This is a genomic window from Haemophilus sputorum CCUG 13788, assembly GCF_000238795.1.
Lineage (GTDB): Bacteria > Pseudomonadota > Gammaproteobacteria > Enterobacterales > Pasteurellaceae > Haemophilus_A > Haemophilus_A sputorum.
Genome location: NZ_AFNK01000031.1, coordinates 71,989 through 94,208 on the forward strand (window position 1 = coordinate 71,989; position 22,220 = coordinate 94,208).

General features: G+C 41.5%; 23 protein-coding genes and 6 tRNA genes. 14 read left to right on the top strand and 15 right to left on the bottom strand.

Annotated elements, in window-relative coordinates:
* Positions 1 to 28: 28 nt before the first annotated feature.
* Genes HSP_RS0103780 through HSP_RS0103800 form a run of 5 tightly spaced genes read left to right on the top strand, consistent with a single transcriptional unit; the run spans position 29 to position 4,441 of the window.
* Positions 29 to 919: a Fe(3+) dicitrate ABC transporter substrate-binding protein gene (locus HSP_RS0103780; RefSeq protein WP_010128931.1), complete on the top strand. Its 891-nt coding sequence runs from the start codon at positions 29 to 31 to the stop codon at positions 917 to 919.
* Positions 919 to 1,908 carry an iron-dicitrate ABC transporter permease FecC gene (gene fecC, locus HSP_RS0103785; protein WP_029495136.1) on the top strand — a complete coding sequence of 330 codons (990 nt, stop codon included), beginning with the start codon at positions 919 to 921 and terminating at the stop codon, positions 1,906 to 1,908. The genes HSP_RS0103780 and fecC overlap by 1 nt, the downstream gene beginning before the upstream one ends.
* Positions 1,908 to 2,891 (top strand): Fe(3+) dicitrate ABC transporter permease subunit FecD, encoded by a 984-nt coding sequence (gene fecD / locus HSP_RS0103790; RefSeq protein ID WP_010128933.1) that lies wholly within the window; start codon positions 1,908 to 1,910, stop codon positions 2,889 to 2,891. The genes fecC and fecD overlap by 1 nt, the downstream gene beginning before the upstream one ends.
* The gene (gene fecE / locus HSP_RS0103795; protein WP_007526206.1) at positions 2,891 to 3,658 is read left to right on the top strand and encodes a Fe(3+) dicitrate ABC transporter ATP-binding protein FecE; all 768 of its coding nucleotides are present in this window, start codon (positions 2,891 to 2,893) and stop codon (positions 3,656 to 3,658) included. Before fecD ends, fecE begins: the two co-directional genes overlap by 1 nt.
* A gap of 48 nt (positions 3,659 to 3,706) precedes the next feature.
* Positions 3,707 to 4,441, top strand: a complete 735-nt coding sequence (locus tag HSP_RS0103800) for an ABC transporter ATP-binding protein (RefSeq protein WP_007526209.1) — start codon at positions 3,707 to 3,709, stop codon at positions 4,439 to 4,441.
* Positions 4,442 to 4,499: 58 nt separating this feature from the next.
* On the opposite strand, the gene fbp is transcribed toward HSP_RS0103800, so the two are convergent.
* The 15 genes from fbp to HSP_RS0103875 form a co-directional block, all read right to left on the bottom strand.
* Positions 4,500 to 5,504 carry a class 1 fructose-bisphosphatase gene (gene fbp / locus HSP_RS0103805; protein WP_010128935.1) on the bottom strand — a complete coding sequence of 335 codons (1,005 nt, stop codon included), beginning with the start codon at positions 5,502 to 5,504 and terminating at the stop codon, positions 4,500 to 4,502.
* 231 nt (positions 5,505 to 5,735) lie between these two features.
* Positions 5,736 to 5,811: transfer RNA gene (locus HSP_RS0103810), tRNA-Gly, on the bottom strand.
* 17 nt (positions 5,812 to 5,828) lie between these two features.
* Positions 5,829 to 5,915: transfer RNA gene (locus HSP_RS0103815), tRNA-Leu, on the bottom strand.
* 175 nt (positions 5,916 to 6,090) lie between these two features.
* Complete coding sequence (gene rpoD / locus HSP_RS0103820) at positions 6,091 to 7,962, bottom strand: RNA polymerase sigma factor RpoD (protein WP_007522902.1); 1,872 nt, start codon at positions 7,960 to 7,962, stop codon at positions 6,091 to 6,093.
* Positions 7,963 to 8,064: 102 nt separating this feature from the next.
* The gene (dnaG, locus tag HSP_RS0103825) at positions 8,065 to 9,816 is read right to left on the bottom strand and encodes a DNA primase (protein ID WP_029495138.1); all 1,752 of its coding nucleotides are present in this window, start codon (positions 9,814 to 9,816) and stop codon (positions 8,065 to 8,067) included.
* A 135-nt stretch (positions 9,817 to 9,951) separates the two neighbouring features.
* Entirely contained in the window at positions 9,952 to 10,167 is a 216-nt protein-coding gene (gene rpsU / locus HSP_RS0103830; RefSeq protein ID WP_005817878.1) for a 30S ribosomal protein S21, read from the bottom strand.
* 174 nt (positions 10,168 to 10,341) lie between these two features.
* Positions 10,342 to 11,103 carry a biotin--[acetyl-CoA-carboxylase] ligase gene (locus HSP_RS0103835; protein ID WP_007522947.1) on the bottom strand — a complete coding sequence of 254 codons (762 nt, stop codon included), beginning with the start codon at positions 11,101 to 11,103 and terminating at the stop codon, positions 10,342 to 10,344.
* A complete protein-coding gene (gene murB / locus HSP_RS0103840; protein WP_007522921.1) occupies positions 11,104 to 12,129 on the bottom strand; it encodes a UDP-N-acetylmuramate dehydrogenase in 1,026 nt (341 codons plus the stop codon).
* A gap of 106 nt (positions 12,130 to 12,235) precedes the next feature.
* On the bottom strand, positions 12,236 to 13,252 hold the full coding sequence (gene hemB / locus HSP_RS0103845) for a porphobilinogen synthase (protein ID WP_007522929.1): 1,017 nt from the start codon (positions 13,250 to 13,252) through the stop codon (positions 12,236 to 12,238).
* 87 nt (positions 13,253 to 13,339) lie between these two features.
* On the bottom strand, positions 13,340 to 14,263 hold the full coding sequence (gene tdt / locus HSP_RS0103850; protein ID WP_007522927.1) for a tellurite-resistance/dicarboxylate transporter: 924 nt from the start codon (positions 14,261 to 14,263) through the stop codon (positions 13,340 to 13,342).
* A gap of 78 nt (positions 14,264 to 14,341) precedes the next feature.
* On the bottom strand, positions 14,342 to 15,526 hold the full coding sequence (gene tuf, locus HSP_RS0103855) for an elongation factor Tu (protein ID WP_010128938.1): 1,185 nt from the start codon (positions 15,524 to 15,526) through the stop codon (positions 14,342 to 14,344).
* A gap of 111 nt (positions 15,527 to 15,637) precedes the next feature.
* A tRNA-Thr gene (locus HSP_RS0103860) sits at positions 15,638 to 15,713 on the bottom strand.
* A gap of 3 nt (positions 15,714 to 15,716) precedes the next feature.
* Positions 15,717 to 15,791: transfer RNA gene (locus tag HSP_RS0103865), tRNA-Gly, on the bottom strand.
* Between the two features lie 47 nt (positions 15,792 to 15,838).
* Positions 15,839 to 15,923 (bottom strand) — tRNA-Tyr (locus tag HSP_RS0103870).
* Positions 15,924 to 15,959: 36 nt separating this feature from the next.
* Positions 15,960 to 16,035: transfer RNA gene (locus HSP_RS0103875), tRNA-Thr, on the bottom strand.
* Between the two features lie 245 nt (positions 16,036 to 16,280).
* Here HSP_RS0103875 and coaA point away from each other — a divergent pair.
* The 9 genes from coaA (at position 16,281) to HSP_RS0103920 (ending at position 22,155) form a co-directional block, all read left to right on the top strand.
* A complete protein-coding gene (coaA, locus tag HSP_RS0103880; protein ID WP_010128939.1) occupies positions 16,281 to 17,231 on the top strand; it encodes a type I pantothenate kinase in 951 nt (316 codons plus the stop codon).
* A gap of 134 nt (positions 17,232 to 17,365) precedes the next feature.
* Positions 17,366 to 17,908, top strand: a complete 543-nt coding sequence (locus HSP_RS0103885; protein ID WP_010128940.1) for a DsbE family thiol:disulfide interchange protein — start codon at positions 17,366 to 17,368, stop codon at positions 17,906 to 17,908.
* Positions 17,905 to 18,378: a cytochrome c-type biogenesis protein gene (locus tag HSP_RS0103890; RefSeq protein ID WP_010128941.1), complete on the top strand. Its 474-nt coding sequence runs from the start codon at positions 17,905 to 17,907 to the stop codon at positions 18,376 to 18,378. Before HSP_RS0103885 ends, HSP_RS0103890 begins: the two co-directional genes overlap by 4 nt.
* Positions 18,375 to 19,292 (top strand): c-type cytochrome biogenesis protein CcmI, encoded by a 918-nt coding sequence (gene ccmI, locus HSP_RS0103895; RefSeq protein ID WP_010128942.1) that lies wholly within the window; start codon positions 18,375 to 18,377, stop codon positions 19,290 to 19,292. Before HSP_RS0103890 ends, ccmI begins: the two co-directional genes overlap by 4 nt.
* A gap of 241 nt (positions 19,293 to 19,533) precedes the next feature.
* Positions 19,534 to 20,127 (top strand): molybdopterin adenylyltransferase, encoded by a 594-nt coding sequence (gene mog / locus HSP_RS0103900; RefSeq protein WP_010128943.1) that lies wholly within the window; start codon positions 19,534 to 19,536, stop codon positions 20,125 to 20,127.
* A complete protein-coding gene (gene glnB / locus HSP_RS0103905) occupies positions 20,124 to 20,462 on the top strand; it encodes a nitrogen regulatory protein P-II (protein ID WP_010128944.1) in 339 nt (112 codons plus the stop codon). The genes mog and glnB overlap by 4 nt, the downstream gene beginning before the upstream one ends.
* Entirely contained in the window at positions 20,462 to 20,962 is a 501-nt protein-coding gene (lspA, locus tag HSP_RS0103910) for a signal peptidase II (protein ID WP_007526481.1), read from the top strand. Before glnB ends, lspA begins: the two co-directional genes overlap by 1 nt.
* Entirely contained in the window at positions 20,963 to 21,907 is a 945-nt protein-coding gene (gene ispH / locus HSP_RS0103915; RefSeq protein ID WP_007526472.1) for a 4-hydroxy-3-methylbut-2-enyl diphosphate reductase, read from the top strand.
* The gene (locus tag HSP_RS0103920) at positions 21,907 to 22,155 is read left to right on the top strand and encodes an FAD assembly factor SdhE (protein WP_007526465.1); all 249 of its coding nucleotides are present in this window, start codon (positions 21,907 to 21,909) and stop codon (positions 22,153 to 22,155) included. The genes ispH and HSP_RS0103920 overlap by 1 nt, the downstream gene beginning before the upstream one ends.
* The last annotated feature ends 65 nt before the right edge of the window (positions 22,156 to 22,220 follow it).

Consider the following 22,220-nt stretch of genomic DNA (forward strand, 5'->3'; position numbering starts at 1 on the left):
GAACACTTTTTATTATTGAGGACACAAAATGAAAAAATTATTAAAAACCACTTTAGCTTCTGCATTATTAATGGTATCCACATTCGCTAGCGCCGTGACGGTTAAAGATGCGAAAGGTGAATTTACCCTTGATAAAACCCCAAGCCGTGTTGTGGCATTGGAATATTCTTTTGTGGATGCTTTAGCCCAAGTCGGTGTTAGCCCAGTGGGTGTGGCTGACGACAACAAAGTCGATCGTATTCTGCCGCAAGTGCGCGAAAAAATTGCTGCATGGCAATCCGTTGGCACGCGTTCTCAACCGAGTCTTGAAGTGATTGCTTCCCTCAAACCTGATTTAATTATTGCCGATCCTTCCCGTCACACAGCGGTGTTTGAAGAATTGAAAAAAATTGCGCCAACAGTGATGTTCGATTCTCGTCATGAAAGTTATCAAGAAAATCTTGAAACCGCGCAAAAAATTGGTGATTTAGTCGGTAAAAGTAGCGAAATGAAAGCGAAGATCAATGAACATAATGATTACATTGCCAACATCGCAAAAAATTTAGGTGTGCAAGGCAAAAAAGCCTCATTTGGTACTTCCCGAGAAGATAAATTTAACATCCAAAATGACAATGGCTATGTGGGTAGTTTCTTAACGACATTAGGTTTTGCACCAACTAAACTCAATAGCGATCAAGCTTTCGTGGAAATCAACCTTGAACAATTAGTAATGGAAAAACCGGAATACTTGTTCATCGCCCATTACCGTGATGAAAGTATTGCGCGCAAATGGGAAGCCGAGCCACTTTGGAAAGCCATTCCTGCCGTAAAAGCGAATCATGTTTACAGCGTTGACGCCGACATGTGGGCTCGTGGTCGTGGCTTAGAAGCGAGCAAAATTATGGCAAAACAAATTGAAGGTTTCGTGAAACAAAAATAATGATGAAGTCCACTTTCCGTTGGGGAATTCCCCTTATCATTCTGGCTTTCCTATTATGGGGAAGCCTGTTTTTGTATTATCCCATCGAAATTCGACCGCTTGCAGCTTTACAAGCGTTCCTCCCCGATGGTGATGAAATTGCCAAAATTACGGTAACCGATTTACGCCTACCGCGTGCATTAGTTGGCATGATTTTAGGTGCCAATCTTGCGGTAGCGGGTGCGTTGTTACAAACCATTACGCGCAATCCACTAGCCTCGCCTACGCTACTCAGCGTGAACTCGGGAGCCAGCCTTGCGATGGTAACCACCAGTGCGTTTAGCCCCTTGATTCTTTCTGGTTATAGCATTGCCTTAGTGGCCAGTATCGGTGGCGGTCTGAGTTGGTTTGTGGTGATGCTGATCAGCAACGGATGGAAAGACAACAGTGGGGATCGTAGCCGGGTGATTTTAGCGGGGATTGCTGTATCACTACTTTGTGCCGCCCTCACGAAATTGGTGCTCATTATCGCGGAAGATCATGCCTTCGGTATTATGAGTTGGCTAGCTGGCGGCATTGCACATGCCCGTTGGAATGAATTATTGACGTTATTTCCGTTCTTTATTTTGACCGCACTTTTCTGCCTGCTTTTTGCCAGTCGTTTGAATTTACTCAATTTAAGCGATGAATCCGCTCGTTCCCTAGGCATCAATCTCTTCCGTTTACGTTGGTACGCTAACATCATGGCATTATTGATTGTGGGTTCAAGCGTAAGTGTTGCTGGTCCCGTGGCCTTTATTGGCTTACTCGTGCCCCACCTTGCCCGCTATTGGATTGGTTATGACTTGCGAAAATCGCTCCCTATGGCGATGTTACTCGGTGCAATTTTAATGCTCGCTGCAGATACCATTGCCCGCGCGGTCAACTTTCCTAGCGAAGTGCCTGCCGGTGCGGTACTTGCCTTAATCGGTGCCCCAGTCTTTGTATTATTTGCCAGAGGAAGACACTAATGCGAACCTCTCATGTATCTTTTCGCGCTATCGGCTTTTATGTCGGCACGCTTAGTCTGATGGTACTACTCTTTGGATTGAGTATTCGCCTTGGCACTTACACGCTTTCCTTTGAGGAAATTTGGGCGGCCTTTCAGCCTGACGATAAAAACTATTTTACCTTGATGGAATATCGCTTACCCCGTGCAGTGTTAGCGATTTTATTAGGTGGTGCCTTAGCAATTTCCGGTGTGTTAGTGCAAAGCGTGGTACGTAATCCACTTGCCTCTCCCGATATTTTAGGGATAAACAATGCGGCAGGGTTAGTTGCTGTTTCGGTATTGATGTTCTTGCCAAACTTAGCATTTTACTGGATGCCAATTTTTGCCTTTTTAGGCGGCGTGCTCTCTTTTGTCATTTTATGGATCGTGTGCGGTTTTAACTTCCGCCCTATCAAAATGGCAATCATTGGGGTCGCACTTTCCGCATTATGGGCAGCCATTAGTCATTATCTGATGCTTACCAATCCGGTCGAGATCAACACGGCTATGTTATGGCTCACAGGAAGCCTGTGGGGGCGCAGCTGGTCTTATTTGAATGTGGTATTGCCATGGTTAGTGGTATTGCTGCCCTTACCATTTATTTTCTGTCGCGATCTCGATACCCTTGGTTTAGGTGAAAACAAAGCCTCCACCCTGGGCGTAACCGTAAATAAAGTGCAAATTAGCGTTTTAGTGTTAGCGGTAGCTCTTTCCACTACAGCTGTGGCAATTTGTGGTCCGATTGCCTTTTTAGGCTTGGTTGCTCCGCATCTTGCCCGTCGTTTAGTCGGTGGCAGACATCGCACCCTATTACCGGCAGCCTTGATTATTGGCGCCCTCTTATTACAACTTTCGGATATTTTGGCGCGGGTGATTGACCCACCAACTGAACTACCAGCGGGTATTCTGACTGCGATTATCGGTGCGCCATATTTCTTCTACTTATTGATGAGAACTAAATAATGAGCATTGAAATCAATAATTTATCTTTAGGTTATCAAGATAAACTCGTGGTTAAAAATCTGTCGCTAAAATTCCCGAAAAATAAAGTGATTGCATTAATCGGCCCAAATGGTTGCTGTAAGTCCACCACATTAAAAGCTGTGGCTCGCTTGCTTAAGCCAAAGCAAGGCTCAATCACCCATAAAGGTCAGGATATTTGGCAAAAAAGCCCTAAAGAATATGCCCAAGAATTGGCTTTTCTCCCGCAGCAACACTTGGTACCTGAAGGCATTAAAGTACGCGAATTGATTGCTTACGGGCGTTCGCCTTACTTAAACCTCTGGGGTAAACTCAGCCAAAAAGATGAAGAATTGGTTAATTGGGCGATGACACAAACACAAACTACTGAACTCGCCGAACAGTTGGTTTCCGATTTATCTGGTGGTCAGCAACAACGGGTATTTTTAGCCATGACACTTGCGCAAGATGCTGAATTAGTGCTACTCGATGAGCCGACTACTTATCTGGATTTAAACCGCCAAGCAGAACTCATGGGCATGATGCGACAAATGCAACAAAACGGCAAAACTGTGATTACGGTGTTGCATGATCTCAACCAAGCCTGCCGCTATTGCGATTACTTAATCGTCATGAAAAAAGGTGCCGTAATGGCACAAGGCACACCTGATGAAGTGATGACCGAAGAGTTGCTGAAGGATGTGTTTGATTTAGATGTCATCATTCATCGTGATCCTATCAGCGACACACCGATGTTTATTTTGAAATAAAGCATTACAATAGGCTACTTCAGGTAGCCTATCTTTTTTAGACAAAATATGATTAACATTAAACAACTCAGTCAACCATACGGCTTAACCAATATTTCTTGTCAAATTCCAAAAGGAAAATTAGTTGGCATTATGGGTGCTAATGGCGCGGGAAAATCCACGTTATTAAAAAGTATTGCTGGCATATTGCCCCTCAAACAAGGAGAAATTTGGTTTGATGCTCAGTCATTAAGCAAAATGAATGCGACTGAAAAAAGCCAACATATTGCTTACCTGGCCCAGAATACGCAAATTCATTGGGATTTATCCGTTTATGATGTGATTGCATTAGGCTTGGCAGCTCCGTTACCAAAAGAAAAAGAGCGGTCAAAAATTCAAGCGTTTTCAGAAAAATTTGCAGTGACACATTTACTCAACAAACCTTTCCAACAACTTTCAGGTGGCGAGAAAGCACGTGTACAACTTGCTCGTTGCTGTATTAAAGAATCCCCTGTTTTATTGGTAGATGAGCCGATTGCGCCTCTCGACCCTTATTATCAAATTGATATGATGGAACAGCTTAAATCACTCACACCGGAACATACATGTGTCGTTGCCATTCATCACCTGTCGTTGGCTTATCGTTTCTGTGATGAAGTGATTTTACTGCACCAAGGGAAAATTGCAGCATACGGAGAAACTCAAGCGGTACTGACAGCTGAAAATCTTGCAAAAACTTTCCAAATTCAGGCTGAAATTGATTTGCTGAAAAGAGAGATCAGCCAAATAGAAAAATTACGCTAATCGATGGAAATAAAAAAGCGATGTGAATGAAACACATCGCTTTTTTCATTTATGATGATTATTCTGCAAATTCTTGCATAAATTTATCCGCTTGTTTAACCATCTCAGTCGAACCGATAAAGCATGGTACGCGTTGGTGCAAGGTTTCTGGCTTAATATCTAAAATTGGATTAAAGCCATCCGTTGCCATACCTCCCGCTTGTTCAGCAAGGAATGCCATCGGGTTACCTTCATACAACAAACGTAATTTACCTTTCGGATAAACCGTGGATGTAGGATAAATATAGATACCGCCTTTTAAGAGATTTCTGTGGAAATCTGATACTAATGAGCCAATATAACGTGAAGAATACGGACGCTTAGTTGCTGCATCACTTTCTTGACAGTATTTAATGAATTTTTTCACACCCATTGGGAAGGTAACGTACTGTCCTTCATTGATAGAATAATATTTGCCTTTTTCCGGCATTTTCATCTCTGGATGAGAAAGAATAAACAGACCTAAAGATGGGTCATAAGTGAAGCCATTCACACCGTTTCCAGTGGTATAAACTAACATGGTTGAAGAACCGTAAGTCACATAACCAGAAGCTACTTGTTTACGGCCTGGTTGTAAGAAATCCTCCATGGTTACCGGTGTGCCAATTGGTGAGATACGACGATAAATAGAGAAAATCGTACCCACAGAAACATTCACATCAATATTAGAAGAACCATCTAACGGATCGGTCATTAAAATGTATTTAGCATTACGCCCACGCTCAGTATCAAAGCCAATAAAAGTATCATCTTCTTCTGAAGCAAAGCCAGCCACCTCTTCGCGTCCTATTAACGCTTGTTTCATCGTTTCATTAGCAAAGACATCTAATTTCATTTGTGCTTCGCCCTGAATATTCTCAGAACCTGCTACGCCTAAAATGTCTTGGCTTAATCCCGCTCGGTTAATTTCACGGTGAATAATTTTCGCCGCTAAACGGATAGAAGACAAAATACCACTCAATTCGCCTTTCGCTTCAGGGTATTCGGCCTGTTTCTCAATAATAAATTCGCCTAGTGTTTTCATATCTTATCCTCTGATAACTTAATATGGTTATTTTAATCAAATGCACACATAAGATCAGAAATAATGGCAATTTTTGTGAAATAGATCACAAAATTGTAACAAGCGGTTGTTTTTATGTACTGTTTTACAAAAAACTTACTGAAAAAACAGAAAATTAAATTTATATGGCAAGAAAATGATGATAGGAATTTTAGATATAAAAAAAGCACCTCATGGTGCTATCTTTTAAAATGGAGCGGGAAACGAGGCTCGAACTCGCGACCCCGACCTTGGCAAGGTCGTGCTCTACCAACTGAGCTATTCCCGCATATTTGGTAATTTAAATGGTGCCCGAGGCCAGACTTGAACTGGCACGCCCCGAAAGGCGAGGGATTTTAAATCCCTTGCGTCTACCGATTCCGCCACTCGGGCAACACCTTGTTGTCTCGTCGTAACGAATCAACAAGGCGCATTATAAGGATTTTCAGCTAGGCGTCAAATAAATTTTTCAATAAAAATCACGTTTGCCTAAAAATTTAGCGATATTTCTAAAAAAACATCAATCTGCTAAAAAAATAAAACCACCTATCGGTGGTTTTATTCTTAATTAGTCATCTAAGAAGCTACGTAATGTTTCTGAACGACTTGGGTGGCGCAATTTGCGTAATGCTTTTGCTTCAATTTGACGAATTCGCTCACGCGTTACATCAAATTGTTTACCCACTTCTTCTAATGTATGGTCGGTATTCATATCAATCCCGAAACGCATCCGTAATACTTTCGCTTCACGAGGCGTTAATCCTTCGAGTACTTCATTTGTGGCTATACGTAAACTTTCCGCGGTTGCAGAATCTAACGGCAATTCAAGACTTTCATCTTGAATAAAATCGCCTAAATGTGAATCATCGTCATCGCCAATCGGTGTTTCCATAGAAATTGGCTCTTTGGCAATTTTCAACACTTTACGGATTTTATCTTCTGGCATATTCATACGTTCTGCCAATTCTTCCGGTGTCGCTTCACGCCCCATTTCTTGTAAACATTGACGAGAAATACGGTTAAGTTTGTTAATCGTCTCAATCATATGCACTGGGATACGAATCGTACGCGCTTGGTCTGCGATAGAACGAGTAATCGCCTGACGAATCCACCAAGTTGCATAAGTTGAGAATTTATAACCACGGCGATATTCAAATTTATCCACCGCTTTCATTAAACCAATATTCCCTTCTTGGATTAAATCTAAGAATTGTAAGCCACGGTTGGTATATTTTTTCGCGATCGAAATAACTAAACGTAAGTTGGCTTCTACCATTTCTTTTTTCGCACGACGAGCTTTTAATTCACCGTTTGCAATACGTCCGCCAATTTCACGAATTTGGGCGATAGTTAAACCAGAACTCTGTTCAAGCTCTTGTAATGCAGCAATATTTACACGAATTTTTTCTATATAATTCGCAAGTTTAGGCGCCCCACCTTTTTTCGCATTGATAGCTTTTTCAATCCACTCTTCAGAAGTTTCATTACCTTGGAAGGCTTTTAAGAAATCACCTTTTTTCATACCTGCATATTCAACCGCATAACGCTGAATTTGACGCTCTTGTGCACGCACTTGCTTCATTAACTTCTGCATCGTTTCAACTAACAGGTCAAATTGTTTTGGTACTAAACGAAACTCACGGAAAATATCAGAAAGAGCATGAATTTGCTCACGTGCTTTTTTATGTGTTCTACCGTGTTTTTGAATTGCTAATAAGGCTTTTTCGTGCTGCTCTTTAAGTTTAGTAAATTTCTCACGCGCCACTTCAGGATCGATTGAATTATCATCACTACTATCCGAAGAATCAGAAGCATCTTCGTCTTCCTCTTCTTCATCTATATCTGCAGCACCTTCAACTTCTGCATCATGGTGTAAATCAGGATCTAAATGCTCTTCAGTGGCAGCTTCTAAATTTGGATCAATAAATGCCGTCACTAAATCTGCCAAACGCATCGTGCCTTCTTCTACTTGCTCATAGCAAGCTAAGACGCCAGATAATGCTTCTGGATACTCTGCAACAGCGCATTGTACTTCATTGATTCCTTCTTCAATGCGCTTAGCAATATCAATCTCACCTTCTCTGGTTAATAGCTCAACGGTTCCCATCTCACGCATATACATACGCACAGGGTCTGTCGTACGGCCTAACTCAGATTCTACGGTAGAAAGCACTTTGGTTGCTTCTTCTACCACATCTTCATCAGCAATATTCTCAGCCAACATGAGTTCGTCCGTATCTGGCGCGACTTCAAAAACTTGAATCCCCATGTCAGTGATCATTTGAATAATATCTTCGATCTGCTCAGCATCCACCAATTCTTCTGGAAGATGGTCATGCACTTCAGATAAAATTAAATAGCCTTGTTCACGACCTTGCGCAATCAAAAGTGCGATTTGAGATTGCTGTTCTAATTGTTGATCTACTAATTGTTGTTCCATAATTTTGTTCCGTTTTTGAGCAGTCAAAATAGTGTTGAATTATATCATTATTTGTCAAGAACTTGATAGCCTTGCAAAATTTTTCACAAAAATAACCGCTTGTTAGCGCGCTAATAACAAGGCAAGCTCTTGCTTTTCAGCGGCATCTAGCTCTAGGCCGGTTGTTCGTTCTTTTGCCATTAAAACTTCAATACGTTTTTCTACTAATTTGGCATAAAGAAAATCAAGCGTTTCGATAAATTCTTTTTCCATATTTTCAGGGCTTACCATATGATCCCAATTCGCTAGAATTTCAAGTGTACGGTACTCCGATTTATCTCGCCAATGCTCCAATAAGGCGCCCATACTTATCCCCACATGCTGTTGGCAAGTCGCTGCTAACTCTACAAACAGATCAAAACCTGCCTCATTTAGGCTTTGCAAAGGTGATAAATCTGGCACATGTTTTGCAAGCTCTGGATTTTGCAGTAATAGCGCAATCAACAAACGCATTGGTGTTCGTTTAATTTTTTCCGTAGGGTTTGCTTTTGGCTGTGTTGGCATTCGATTAGGCAACATCGCCTCTAGTTGGCTTGGATCAAGAAGCCCCAATTTTTGGCCGAGTAAATTACGCAGATAAATCCGTAACATTTCCCCAGGAATACGGTTAATCAAAGGCACAGCAAGCGAAGCTAATTTAGATTTGCCTTCTTGACTTGATAAATCAACTTGCGCAAGTAACGAATCAAATAAAAACTCGCTTAACGGTTTTGCCACTTCCTGCACATATTGTTCAAATTGTACTTTCCCTTGCTGACGAATAAAGCTATCTGGATCTTCCCCATCTGGTAAGAAAATAAATTTTAACTGGCGCCCGTCATATAAATAAGGCAGCGCATTTTCAAAAGCTCGCCACGCGGCATCTCGTCCTGCTCGGTCACCATCGTAACAACAAATAATTTGTTCAGTCACCCGAAACATTTGCTGAATTTGCTCACTTGTTGTTGCTGTACCTAAAGAAGCGACTGCATTATTTACCCCAAACTGAGCAAGCGCAACCACATCCATATAACCTTCTACAACTAATAACGAGGTTGGATTTTCATCTTGTTGCAGTACTTGGAACAAGCCGTAAAGCTCACTCCCTTTATGGTAAATTACCGATTCTGGTGAGTTGAGGTATTTCGGGCGTTCATCGCCCATCACTCTTCCGCCAAATGCAATAACTCGTCCACGCTTATCTCGAATAGGGAACATTACTCTATGTCGGAAACGATCATAAACTTTGCCATTTTCATTGCGTGAAAGCATCCCTGTATCAATCAATTTTTGGGTTTCCTCAGCTGAAGAACCAAACTGTTTAAGCACCGTATCAAAGGCATTCGGCGCAAAACCAATCTCAAAACGATGAATGATCTCTTCAGACAACCCTCGTTGTTGCAAATAACTTTGGCTTGGAATATCACTAGTTAACTTTTGCTGATATAACTTAGCAATCGCATCCATCAAACCATATAAGTCTCGTTTGGTTTGAAAACCTACTTGTGGCCGGCCATTATGATTTCGCACATTTTCACGTGGAACTTCCAGCCCGTGCATAGCAGCAAGTTCTTCAATCGCTTCAGGGAACTCTAACTTATCAAATTCCATTAAAAAACTAATTGCATTGCCATGCGCGCCACAGCCAAAACAGTGATAAACCTGCTTAGGTTGACTCACAGAAAAAGAAGGGGTTTTCTCATGATGAAATGGACAGCAAGCCTGATAACTGTGCGCACCAGATTTTTTTAACTTCACGCGACTGTTAATCAGCTCGACAATGTCTGTACGGGCGATGAGATCATCAATAAATGAACGTGGAATAATGCCTTTGATTATGACCTCCGATGCAGATAGGAAAAATGCCTTTTATGCAAATTGAACGTTTAAGCATTCTCGGCATAAAATGCTAAAACCGTGATTCCAAATGGTTTCACGGTTTTAGTTAAGATTTGTGAATAACGTTACAAATTAGTATAAACGTGTATTACGAGCGTTCTCACGAGCATTACGTTTAGCGTGACGTTTTGCTAAAGATGCTTTTTCGCGTTTACGAATAGTCGTTGGTTTTTCGTAGAACTCACGTGCGCGAACTTCTGCTAAGATACCTGCTTTTTCGCAAGAACGTTTAAAACGACGTAATGCAACGTCAAAAGATTCATTTTCACGAACTTTAATTACTGGCATATGCCATCACCTCAAGGAATTAAATATGTTTAAATTAAGCCGCACACTATTTTTGGCGACATAGAACTAAAAAAGGTAGCCAATTCTACCCCAGCTAGGCCGATAAGTAAAGGGATGATTTAGAATTCTTCTCTATTCTTGCTTGCCTAATAAGATCGGCGATCTGTTTTGGCTCTATTGCGCTCGCAAAGACATCTCGCCAATCGCATAGGCATTTATCTTGCCTGTCTGTTCTAACAAAAGTTCGCCCTTGTCATTGATGCCTTGTGAGATCCCATGGATTTCAGTATCTCCTGCAAGGAGCTTAACTGGTTTACCATAAAATAAATCATAGCTTTGCCAGCGTTCAACATAATTTTCAAAGCCAACAAGCGGGTAAATTTTCAGATTTTTTTGCAATTGCGGCACAATTTTCTGCAACAATTGATTACGTTCTAAATGATAGGCTGAAAGATCAGCATAAGGTTGATTGACCACATTGAGATCAACCTGATCCATGCTCAAATTCAAGCCAATTCCGATCACCAAATAGTAGTCATTATTTTCAAAGCGGCTTTCAATTAAAATGCCACCTAACTTTTTCCCTTGGTAATAGACATCATTCGGCCATTTAATTTGAATATCTGAAATGCCCAACTCAGTAAAGCTTTCTGCCAAAACTAAAGCGACCACCAAACTTAATGCGCTGACCTGACGAACTTCATCTGCGCTATAACGCCATAACAAAGAAAAACAAAGATTCTGGCTTTTGCCTGAATACCATGAGCGTCCACGGCGACCGCGCCCAGCGGTTTGATGCTCAGCCGCGCATACTGAGCCTACTGCTAAATGTTTATATTCACGTAATAAGTATTCATTAGTTGAATCAATTTCATCGAAAATGACCGCTTCTCCGCATAATAATGCGGCTTGTAAATCGGGCTGGTTGAGTTTCATTTAACGAGTCACCTCTTCGCTATTTACTTCACCATGTTTTCCGATAAAACGCACTTCTGGATGAAGCTCAACCCCAAATTTCTCACGCACGCGTTTGCGTACTGCTTTAGCTAAATCTGCTACGTCCTGACCTGTCGCATTATCTTTATTAATTAACACCAATGCTTGCTGAGTGTGGACAGCTGCACCGCCAACTTGAAAGCCTTTTAACTCACATTGATCAATTAACCAACCTGCCGCTAATTTTACACGACCATCCGCTTGCGGATAATTTGGAATCTGTGGGAAAGCGGTCTGAATTTGGGCAAATTTTGCAGCCTCAATAACAGGATTTTTGAAGAAACTTCCTGCATTTCCAAACTCATCAGGATTAGGCAATTTGCTCGAACGCACCGCACATACTTCATTAAAGACTTCAAGCGGTGTCACTGTAGCTACATCAAACTGCGTTAATGAACCGTAACTGAGTACAGGCTGCCATGCTTTCGGCAATTTCAAGCCGACTGCCACAATCGCATAACCTTCGGCATAACGGTGTTTAAATACACTTTCCCGATAGCCAAATTCACATTCTGCCTTTGTTAAGCGGAAGAGCTCACCTGTGCGCAAATTCAATACTTCAACAAAATCGCATGCACGTTCAAACTCGACGCCATAAGCACCAATATTCTGAATCGGTGCTGAACCGGCTACACCCGGAATAAGCGCCAAATTTTCTAAACCCGCAATGCCATGCTCTAACGTCCATTTCACTAAAGCATGCCAGTTTTCGCCACCTTGCACGGTTAAATAATGGAAATCCGCATCTTCATGATGTTCAATGCCTTTAAGCTGATTCACTAAGACCACACCTTCAAAATCATCTAAAAACAGCATATTTGAGCCTTGCCCTAAAATAAGGATCGGCTGATTTGTCAAAGTAGCACGTTGCCATTCAGCTAAAAGTTGTTCTGTTGAAGTAAAAGGAATAATCTGGCTTGCCTGTGCAGGCAGATGAAAGGTATGAAACGGGGTTAAACTCTGCATAATCTTATCTAGTTTATTGAAATAAGGCAGATTCTAACACAAACAAGCGGTCGAAAATCATGAACGTTTTGCAAAATTCAATGAAAACTCGACCGCTTGCGAGAGATTATTTATGGTTGTCTTGATATAACCACTCAGCAACTTGTTTCGCAAAATACGTCAAAATGCCGTCTGCCCCTGCACGTTTGAAACAAAGGAGAGATTCCATAATGCACTCACGTTCTTTCAACCAACCATTTTGAATCGCAGCCATATGCATCGCATATTCGCCAGAAACTTGGTAAGCAAAAGTTGGCACACCAAAATTCTCTTTTACGCGCCATACCATATCCAAATAAGGCATGCCCGGTTTAACCATGACCATATCTGCGCCTTCTTCGATATCCATTGCCACTTCGTACAATCCTTCGTTTGCATTGGCTGGATCAACTTGGTAAGTATATTTATTGCCACCTTTAAGGTTACCTGCTGATCCAACTGCATCACGGAAAGGGCCGTAGTAGTTCGAAGCATATTTCGCTGAATACGCCATAATTTGTGTATTGATGAAATTCTCAGCTTCAAGTGCTTCGCGAATCGCACCAATTCGTCCATCCATCATATCACTTGGCGCAACAATATCAGCACCCGCTTCAGCATGAGAAAGCGCTTGTTTCACTAGAACTTCTGTTGTGATGTCATTTAATACATAGCCATCGTCGTCAATAATGCCATCTTGCCCGTGTGTGGTAAATGGATCGAGAGCTACATCTGTCATCACACCCAATTCAGGATACGCTGCTTTTAATGCACGCACCGCACGTTGAGCAAGCCCTTCTGGATTGTAGGCCTCTTCTGCCATTAACGATTTACGCTCATCGCCCACTACGGGAAATAATGCAATTAAAGGCACGCCATATTTCACCAATAAGCCAGCTTCTACCAATAATTGATCGATGGTTAAACGTTCTACACCCGGCATAGACGGAACAGGCACACGTTGATTTTCACCTTCAATCACAAAAACAGGATAGATCAAATCGTTTACCGTTAATTGATTTTCTGCCACTAAACGGCGGCTAAAATCATGTTTACGTAAGCGGCGCATACGGCGCACAGGAAATTGAGATTGAATAATTTGCATATTTTATTACCTTATAATTTCAGAAAATCTAGCCTATTGTACTGGAAAACGCTAACTCTCGAAATGATTCCGCCAACTATAGCGAGTTTAAAACTCTTTTCTTAGCCATTTAACGAATGTTTTGATCATTAAAAATGCTATGGCTATATTCGCAATAATAAAAACTACTAGCCCAAAAGTCGCTAATTCTGGGATTTGATATAAGTAAGTTGCCCCATTTGCCATAGAAGCAAGACCGAATGAGAATGACCAAAAGCCAACATTAAAACCTTTTACGACAATCCAACCGAATAAGCGCAATAAGAAAGCTAATTGTAAGAAGCCATAGCCCCAAAGCATTTTAACTACTAAATCAACTTGTCCGCCAGTTACCACTAAATAAGCCGCTGAGCCGACAAAGGCTGGTGCAAGAATAATTCCGAACGAAGCTCTTAACGGAACGGGGGTTTCATTTAAACGTAAACGCTGTAATAAAATCGGTTCAAACATAAACCATGCAATAAAACCAGCACCAAGGAAGAAAATGGCTAATTCATTATGGCCAATAAGTGTCAGTGATGTTGCTGCCGTAAAGTTAGTTGCCACTGTTGGCAAATAAAATGGCGGTAGCGCGGCAGTGTCGGTAAAAATATTCCCTTGCCATAATGCACCAATACGAATAAGTGCATAAAGCAGCTGCCCGATAGCGCCAAGCCAAATCAATGTTTCACCTAATATGGATGACCAAGCTAGTAAAATATCCCCCATCAACATCGTTGTAATAGGAATTAACGCGAAGAAAGAAAAACGAATTGGGCAGTTATATTCTTCTTTAATGGTATCGAAATGTTTAAAACAACGAATAATAAACAAACTAATAAATAACAACCAAAGCACAAAAGCAACGCTGCCTAAAACGAAACTTACTTGTGGGGCATAAGGTGTGATAGATTCTGCATGACGCCATGCAAGGGACAATGCACTTACTCCTAGCGTGATCGCAAAGTACCCTGTCGGTAAAATAAATTTCATAATACCTTCTTAAATAAAATAAAAATCCCCACTCTTTTACAAGATTGGGGATTCTCTTAGCTATTTGCTTACATCAAATTATTTGATGATTTTCGCAACAACACCAGCACCTACTGTACGGCCACCTTCACGAATCGCGAAACGTAAACCTTCATCCATCGCGATTGGGTGGATTAATGATACTGTCATTTTGATGTTATCGCCTGGCATTACCATCTCTACGCCTTCCGGTAACTCGATTGTACCTGTTACGTCAGTTGTACGGAAGTAGAACTGTGGACGGTAACCTTTGAAGAATGGAGTGTGACGACCACCTTCTTCTTTTGATAATACGTAAACTTCTGATTCGAAGTCTGTGTGTGGAGTGATTGAACCTGGTTTCGCTAACACTTGACCACGTTCGATTTCTTCACGTTTAGTACCACGTAATAATGCACCAACATTCTCACCCGCACGACCTTCGTCTAATAATTTACGGAACATCTCTACACCAGTTACTGTTGTTTTCGCTGTATCTTTGATACCTACGATTTCAACTTCATCACCAGTACGGATGATACCACGCTCAACACGACCTGTTACTACTGTACCACGACCAGAAATTGAGAATACGTCTTCGATTGGTAATAAGAATGGTTTATCAATCGCACGCTCTGGCTCTGGAATGTAAGTATCTAAGTGGTTTGCTAATTCTAGGATTTTTTCTTCCCATTCTGCAACACCGTTTAATGCTTGTAATGCAGAACCACGTACGATTGGTGTATCGTCACCTGGGAAGTCATATTGTGAAAGAAGTTCACGAACTTCCATCTCAACTAATTCTAATAACTCTTCGTCATCTACCATGTCGCATTTGTTTAAGAATACGATGATGTAAGGTACACCTACTTGGCGACCTAATAAGATGTGCTCACGAGTTTGTGGCATTGGACCATCTGTCGCTGCTACTACTAAGATTGCGCCGTCCATTTGTGCCGCACCGGTAATCATGTTTTTAACATAGTCCGCGTGTCCTGGGCAGTCAACGTGTGCGTAGTGACGGGTTGGAGTATCGTACTCAACGTGTGAAGTGTTGATGGTGATACCACGAGCTTTCTCTTCTGGTGCGTTATCGATTTGGTCGAATGCACGCGCTGAACCACCGTAGTGTTTTGCTAATACAGTTGTAATTGCAGCTGTTAAAGTTGTTTTACCATGGTCAACGTGGCCGATTGTACCCACGTTAACGTGCGGTTTTGTACGTTCAAATTTTTCTTTAGACATTTTTAAAAAGCCTCTTAAACAAACACGGTTACAATGGTGTATAACCACATTAACCACATGTAGAATATAAAACTTAAATATGAGAAAAGATAAGAAGTTAGAAAAGAAGAGTGGTGCTGATAGGCGGATTTGAACCGCCGACCTCACCCTTACCAAGGGTGCGCTCTACCAACTGAGCTATATCAGCGTTTGGAGCGGGCAGCGGGAATCGAACCCGCATCATTAGCTTGGAAGGCTAAGGTAATAGCCATTATACGATGCCCGCTGTTCTAAATTCGTCTGTCCCATACTGTGCGATTCAATTTAGGAAAGTGGTGGAGGGAGAAGGATTCGAACCTTCGAAGGCTGAGCCAACAGATTTACAGTCTGCCCCCTTTGGCCGCTCGGGAACCCCTCCACGCTTTAATTGAATACTTGACTAAACTACACAAAATGGTGCCGACTACCGGAATCGAACTGGTGACCTACTGATTACAAGTCAGTTGCTCTACCTACTGAGCTAAGTCGGCATTGCGTTGTCGTAAGCAAGTGAGGTGCATTATAGAGATTTTTTAATGGGGCGCAAGTACTTTTTTCAAAAAAATAAAAAATTCCTTTCTTTCGCCGTTTAAATCAGCAAAACGATGAAAAAATAGAAAGTTTCATGCATTTTTAGGGAATAAATCGCCAAGAAGACTGATTTATATTGTATAGTTTGCACCATTCTTTCACCGTTTCGGTGACTTTTTAGTGAACAAAATCAGAGATGTTGGCAATGAGCCTCGAACAAAACCGAAAAATCACGCCTTTTTTAACCTTTAATCGTGAGCAATGGGCAGCCCTACGTAAATCTGTACCATTAAAACTCACAGAACAAGACTTAAAACCCCTATTAGGTTTTAATGAAGAACTGTCTCTTGAAGAAGTTCGTACTATTTATCTCCCGCTTGCTCGTTTAATTAACTACTATATAGAAGAAAACTTAAAGCGTCAGGCTGTGTTACATAAGTTTCTAGGTGTCGAAGCGCCCAAAGTCCCTTATATTATCAGCATTGCTGGGAGTGTTTCTGTCGGGAAAAGTACATCTGCACGTATTTTACAAGCATTGCTTTCTCACTATCCGCATGATCGTAAAGTCGATTTAATCACCACTGATGGCTTTTTATATCCATTAGCGACTTTGCAAGAAAAACAACTGCTCAAACGTAAAGGATTTCCAGAATCATATGATATCCATCGTTTGGTGCAATTTGTGGCGGACATTAAATCGGGCAAGCGTGAAGTGAAAGCCCCGATCTACTCGCATTTAACCTACGACATCATTCCAAATGAATTTAACATTGTCGATCAACCGGATATTGTCATTTTAGAAGGCTTAAATGTATTACAAAGTGGCATGAATTATCCTTCAAGCCCGCATAATGTTTTCGTTTCTGATTTTGTCGATTTTTCTATTTATGTGGATGCAGATGAAGCATTACTTAAAGAATGGTATATTTATCGCTTCTTAAAATTCAGACGCAGCGCATTTTCAGATCCAAATTCATACTTCCACCACTACTCTCGTTTGTCGGAAGAAGAAGCAATTCACACTGCTTCCACTATTTGGGATGAAATCAACGGCTTGAACCTTAAACAAAATATATTGCCAAGCCGTGAGCGAGCGAATCTAATTTTAGAGAAAGGACATAATCACGAAATTCAAACCGTGAAATTAAGAAAATAACAGCAAAAAGGATTGGTGATGCGCCTAGCAGCCTAACCATTCCTTTTGATATTGGCAGAAATCACTTATGTTTTAGTCAATTCAACAGCGGTGATTTCAATTTGCAAAACTTCAACTAAAAATGACCGCTTATTATGAACAAAAAACTTTTTCTTCCTTTAGCAATTTTCCTAACTCTCAGTATTGCCTTAATGGTGCAGCTTTTCCGCAACGGCAATGGTGATGACCCGAAAAAACTTGAATCTGCACTTGTAGGTAAACCTGTGCCGACATTCAAATTAGAGTCAGTTGTTAATGAAGCCCAAATATTAGATGAAAACGTGGTGAAAACCGGGCATCCTCGCCTCTTAAACGTGTGGGCGACTTGGTGCCCAACTTGCTATGCTGAACACGCTTATTTAACCGAACTGGCTAAACAAGGGGTAGAAATTGTTGGCATCGACTATAAAGACGAACGCCCAAAAGCAATGAAATTTTTAGCGAGTTACGGCAACCCTTACAAAGCAATTATTTTTGACCCGAAAGGCTCACTTGGCTTAGATCTTGGCGTTTATGGCGCACCTGAAACCTTCATTATTGACGGCAAAGGCACCATTCACTACCGCCACGCAGGTGATGTAAATGAAAAAGTCTGGAATGAAACGTTGAAACCGATTTATGAGAAATTAAAACCATGATGTTCACTAAAAAATTTTCTTTTCTATTATTAGCATTTTGTCATGTTAGCTTTGCCGCCCCTATCGAATTCAATCAATTCGATAACCCGCAGCAAGAAGCGGACTATCAATCTCTTATTCAAACCTTGCGTTGTCCACAGTGCCAGAACAACAACATTGCGGATTCTAATGCAACCATTGCAACAGATATGCGTGGTAAAACTTTAGAGCTACTCAAGCAAGGCAAAAACAAAGAAGAGGTGGTAGAATATATGATTGAGCGCTACGGCAATTTCGTTACCTACGACCCGCCAATGACGCCGGCAACTATTTTCTTGTGGGTGTTGCCTGTCTTATTGATTTTAACCGGGATTGGGCTCATTCTCCGCCGCCGTAAAGCGCCACAAGCGGTCGAAAATACCGAAAAATTTACAAAATCGGCTCTCGATCAAGCCCGTTTGGATGAAATTTTAAATAAGGATAAAAAATGACTTTTTGGCTTGTCGCCCTATTGATTACCTTGGTGATTGCTGCCATCGGCTTTTACCCGTTACTCAAACAAAAAAACCGCATCTCACAAACTGAACGAGATCAACTAAACAAGGCATTCTATTTTGATCGTCTTAATGAAGTTGAAAAAGAAGCTAACGAAGGTGTCATTGAAGATGCTGAACAGACAAAACTTGAGCTTCAACAAAGCTTGTTAGACGATATTCCAGCAGAAACTCAAGACCAAGTTGCTTCTCAAAAACGCTTTGGTAAAGGAACTTTTGCCGCACTGTTAGTTGCCGTTTCTGCAATTAGTGTCGGTGCGTACTGGCAAGTCGGTTCATGGCAAGCGGCTGACATGGTAAACATGACGCATCAAAAGCTCACCTATTTTTACGAACGCATTAAGAGTGAAGATACGAATCCGCTTTCTGAAGCAGAGCTGAACCAATTTGCAATTGCACTACGTACAGACCTGCAGAACAACCCGCAAAATGCCAAAGGTTGGTTTATGCTAGGGCAAATTGGGATGGCAAAAGAAGATGGGCAACTAGCTTATGAAAGCTACGGCAAAGCGGCACAACTTGAGCCTGAAAACTTGCAATATCAATCAACCTACGCTCAACTGCTTATGACCTCTAATACGCCTGCAGACAAAGAGCAAGGTAAAAAATTGCTAAAAGAGATTCTTCGTAAAGATCATACTAATCTTGATGCACTTAGCCTATTGGCTTTCAGTGCTTTTGAAGAAGAAGATTATAAAATGGCTGCCATGACTTGGGGCATGATGTTAAAACTGATTCCTGAAGAAGATCCGCGCCGTAAAACAGTAGAGAAAAGCGTGGATATGGCAATGCAAATGATGAAAATGCAAGAAGAAAAAACTGCACCATCTACGGCTGAGCCACAGAAATAATGGTTAAACTTAACTAAATTTCTTCGTAAATCACGATTGCCAAATCTCCCCTTCCCCTCTTTGCAAAAGAGGGGATTTGATTGAGTGAATATTGAATATCAATGCACGTATTCAATAGCACTTACAATAAACTCAGCCCATTACTCTTAATTGACTAAAGATTCTCTCCTCTTTAGTAAAGAGGAGTAGAGGAGATTTGTTAGCAATTATTTACGGCCTCTTTATTAAATGAGAAGTTAAAATGCTAAATAAAGAAAAACTCAAAGTCGGTCTTGTTTCCGTTTCCGATCGTGCTTCACAAGGTGTTTATCAAGATGAAGGGATTCCAGCGCTGCAAAGCTGGCTAGAAAAAGCGCTAACCGAAGCATTTGATGTTGAAGTGCGTTTAATTCCAGACGAGCAACCACTCATCGAGCAAACTTTAATCGATTTAGTGGATAATCATCACTGCCATTTGGTGCTGACCACAGGGGGAACTGGGCCTGCCAAAAGAGATGTCACTCCCGATGCAACGCTTGCTGTAGCACACCGTGAAATGCCAGGCTTTGGCGAACAAATGCGCCAAGTGAGCTTGCAATTCGTGCCAACTGCGATTCTTTCCCGCCAAGTGGGCGTCATTCGTCACGATTCACTCATTCTAAACCTACCCGGCCAACCAAAAGCAATTAAAGAAACGCTAGAAGGGGTTAAAGATAGTGAAGGAAAAACGCTTGTTAAAGGGATTTTCTCTGCAGTACCGTACTGTTTACAATTATTAAGCGATATTTATATCGAAACCCATGCCGAAGTGTGCGAGAGCTTCCGACCAAAATCTGCAAGAAGAGAAACAAAATGAAAAAAATTGAAGCGATCATTAAACCGTTTAAATTAGACGATGTCCGTGAGGCACTCACTGATGCTGGCATTACAGGCATGACAGTGACTGAAGTAAAAGGCTTTGGCCGTCAAAAAGGTCATACTGAACTCTATCGCGGTGCAGAATATGCCATTGATTTCCTACCGAAAATTAAAGTTGAGGTGGTTGTGGCAGACGATCAAGTGGACGATTGCCTTGAAGCCATTATTGATACTGCACAAACAGGTAAAATCGGCGATGGTAAAATTTTTATTTATGATGTAGAACGGGCGATCCGCATTCGCACCGGCGAAGAAAATGAGGACGCACTCTAATGCAAAAGAAATCTGGTTTAATTTGGCTCTGGCTGAGCCTTATTGTGATTGTGGGCGATTTATGGTCGAAATATGTCATCGTGCAAAATTTTAATTTGTATGACACTGTGAATGTTTTACCCATTTTTAACCTCACTTACGCTCGTAATTACGGCGCGGCATTTAGCTTCTTAGCGAATCATGATGGCTGGCAAACTTATTTCTTCTTAGGGTTAGCGATTGTGATTTCTTTAGCACTCGTTGTGATGTTAGCACGCTCGCAAGCGGGTAAAAAATTAGAAAATTCTGCATATGCGATGATTATCGGTGGCGCATTAGGCAATGCGATTGACCGTGCTTACAATGGCTATGTAGTTGATTTTATTGATTTTTATTGGAACTGGGACGGCTACCACTTCGCCACTTTTAACGTAGCCGACATTGCAATTTCAGTGGGCGCTGGTTTATTGATTCTTGCCGCATTCTTAGACGGTAAAAAAGAAAAAACAAAGAGTGATTAAATGAAAATTTTATTAGCTAACCCTCGCGGTTTTTGTGCTGGCGTTGATCGCGCAATCTCGATTGTGGAACTTGCATTAGAAATTCATGGCGCACCCATTTATGTTCGCCATGAAGTCGTTCATAACCGCTTTGTCGTGGACGGTTTAAAAGCCAAAGGGGCTATTTTTGTTGAAGAGTTGGATGAAGTGCCAGACGATGCGATTGTGATTTTCTCCGCTCATGGTGTTTCTCAAGCCGTTCGCCAAGAAGCAAAACGTCGCGGTCTAAAAGTCTTTGATGCCACTTGTCCACTTGTAACCAAAGTACATATGCAAGTTGCGCGTGCAAGCAAACGTGGAACTAAAGCTATTCTCATTGGGCATGAAGGTCACCCAGAAGTCCTTGGCACAATGGGACAATACGATAACGAAAACGGCGGCATTTATTTAGTTGAATCAGTCGAAGATATTGCACATTTGCCTGTTTCTAATGACGATGATTTAACTTTCATGACCCAAACTACGCTTTCGATTGATGACACGAGTGGTGTAATTGATGCACTGAAAGAAAAATATCCTGCCATTCAAGGCCCTCGTAAGAATGATATTTGCTATGCTACAACCAACCGCCAACAAGCGGTTAGAGAGCTCGCCAAACAATCGCAATTAGTGTTAGTTATTGGTTCGAAAAACTCTTCAAACTCTAATCGTTTAGCAGAACTCGCATCTCGAATGGGCGTGCTAGCTAAACTGATTGATGGTCCACAGGATATCGAACCGCAATGGTTAGAAAATGTAGAAACTATCGGAATTACGGCTGGTGCATCTGCCCCTGAAGTATTGGTGCAGTCGGTAATTTCTCACCTGAAAACATTAGGGGTTACCGAAGTCGCTAACCTAGAAGGCCTAGAAGAGAATATGTTCTTTGAAGTACCAAAAGAATTACGAATTAACGAGGTAAACTAATGGCTGAAATTAACCGCTTTAAATTAGAATGGGCATGTCGCCGTGGGATGCGTGAGCTAGATAAAATGATTATGCCATTTTACCAAAATCATTTTGATAGCTTAACTGAGGCTCAACAGCAAGCCTTTGCAGAAATGCTAACCTATCCTGATCCTGAGCTATTTCGCTGGGTGATGCACCAACTTCCCGCACCAACACCGGCAATCACTGCCATCATTGAGTTAATGCGAGAAAAAATCGATCGATAACATGAAATCACGGTCATAAGATGAAATCCTCCGCTATCAAAGGATTGAATCCATGGCCGTTTTTT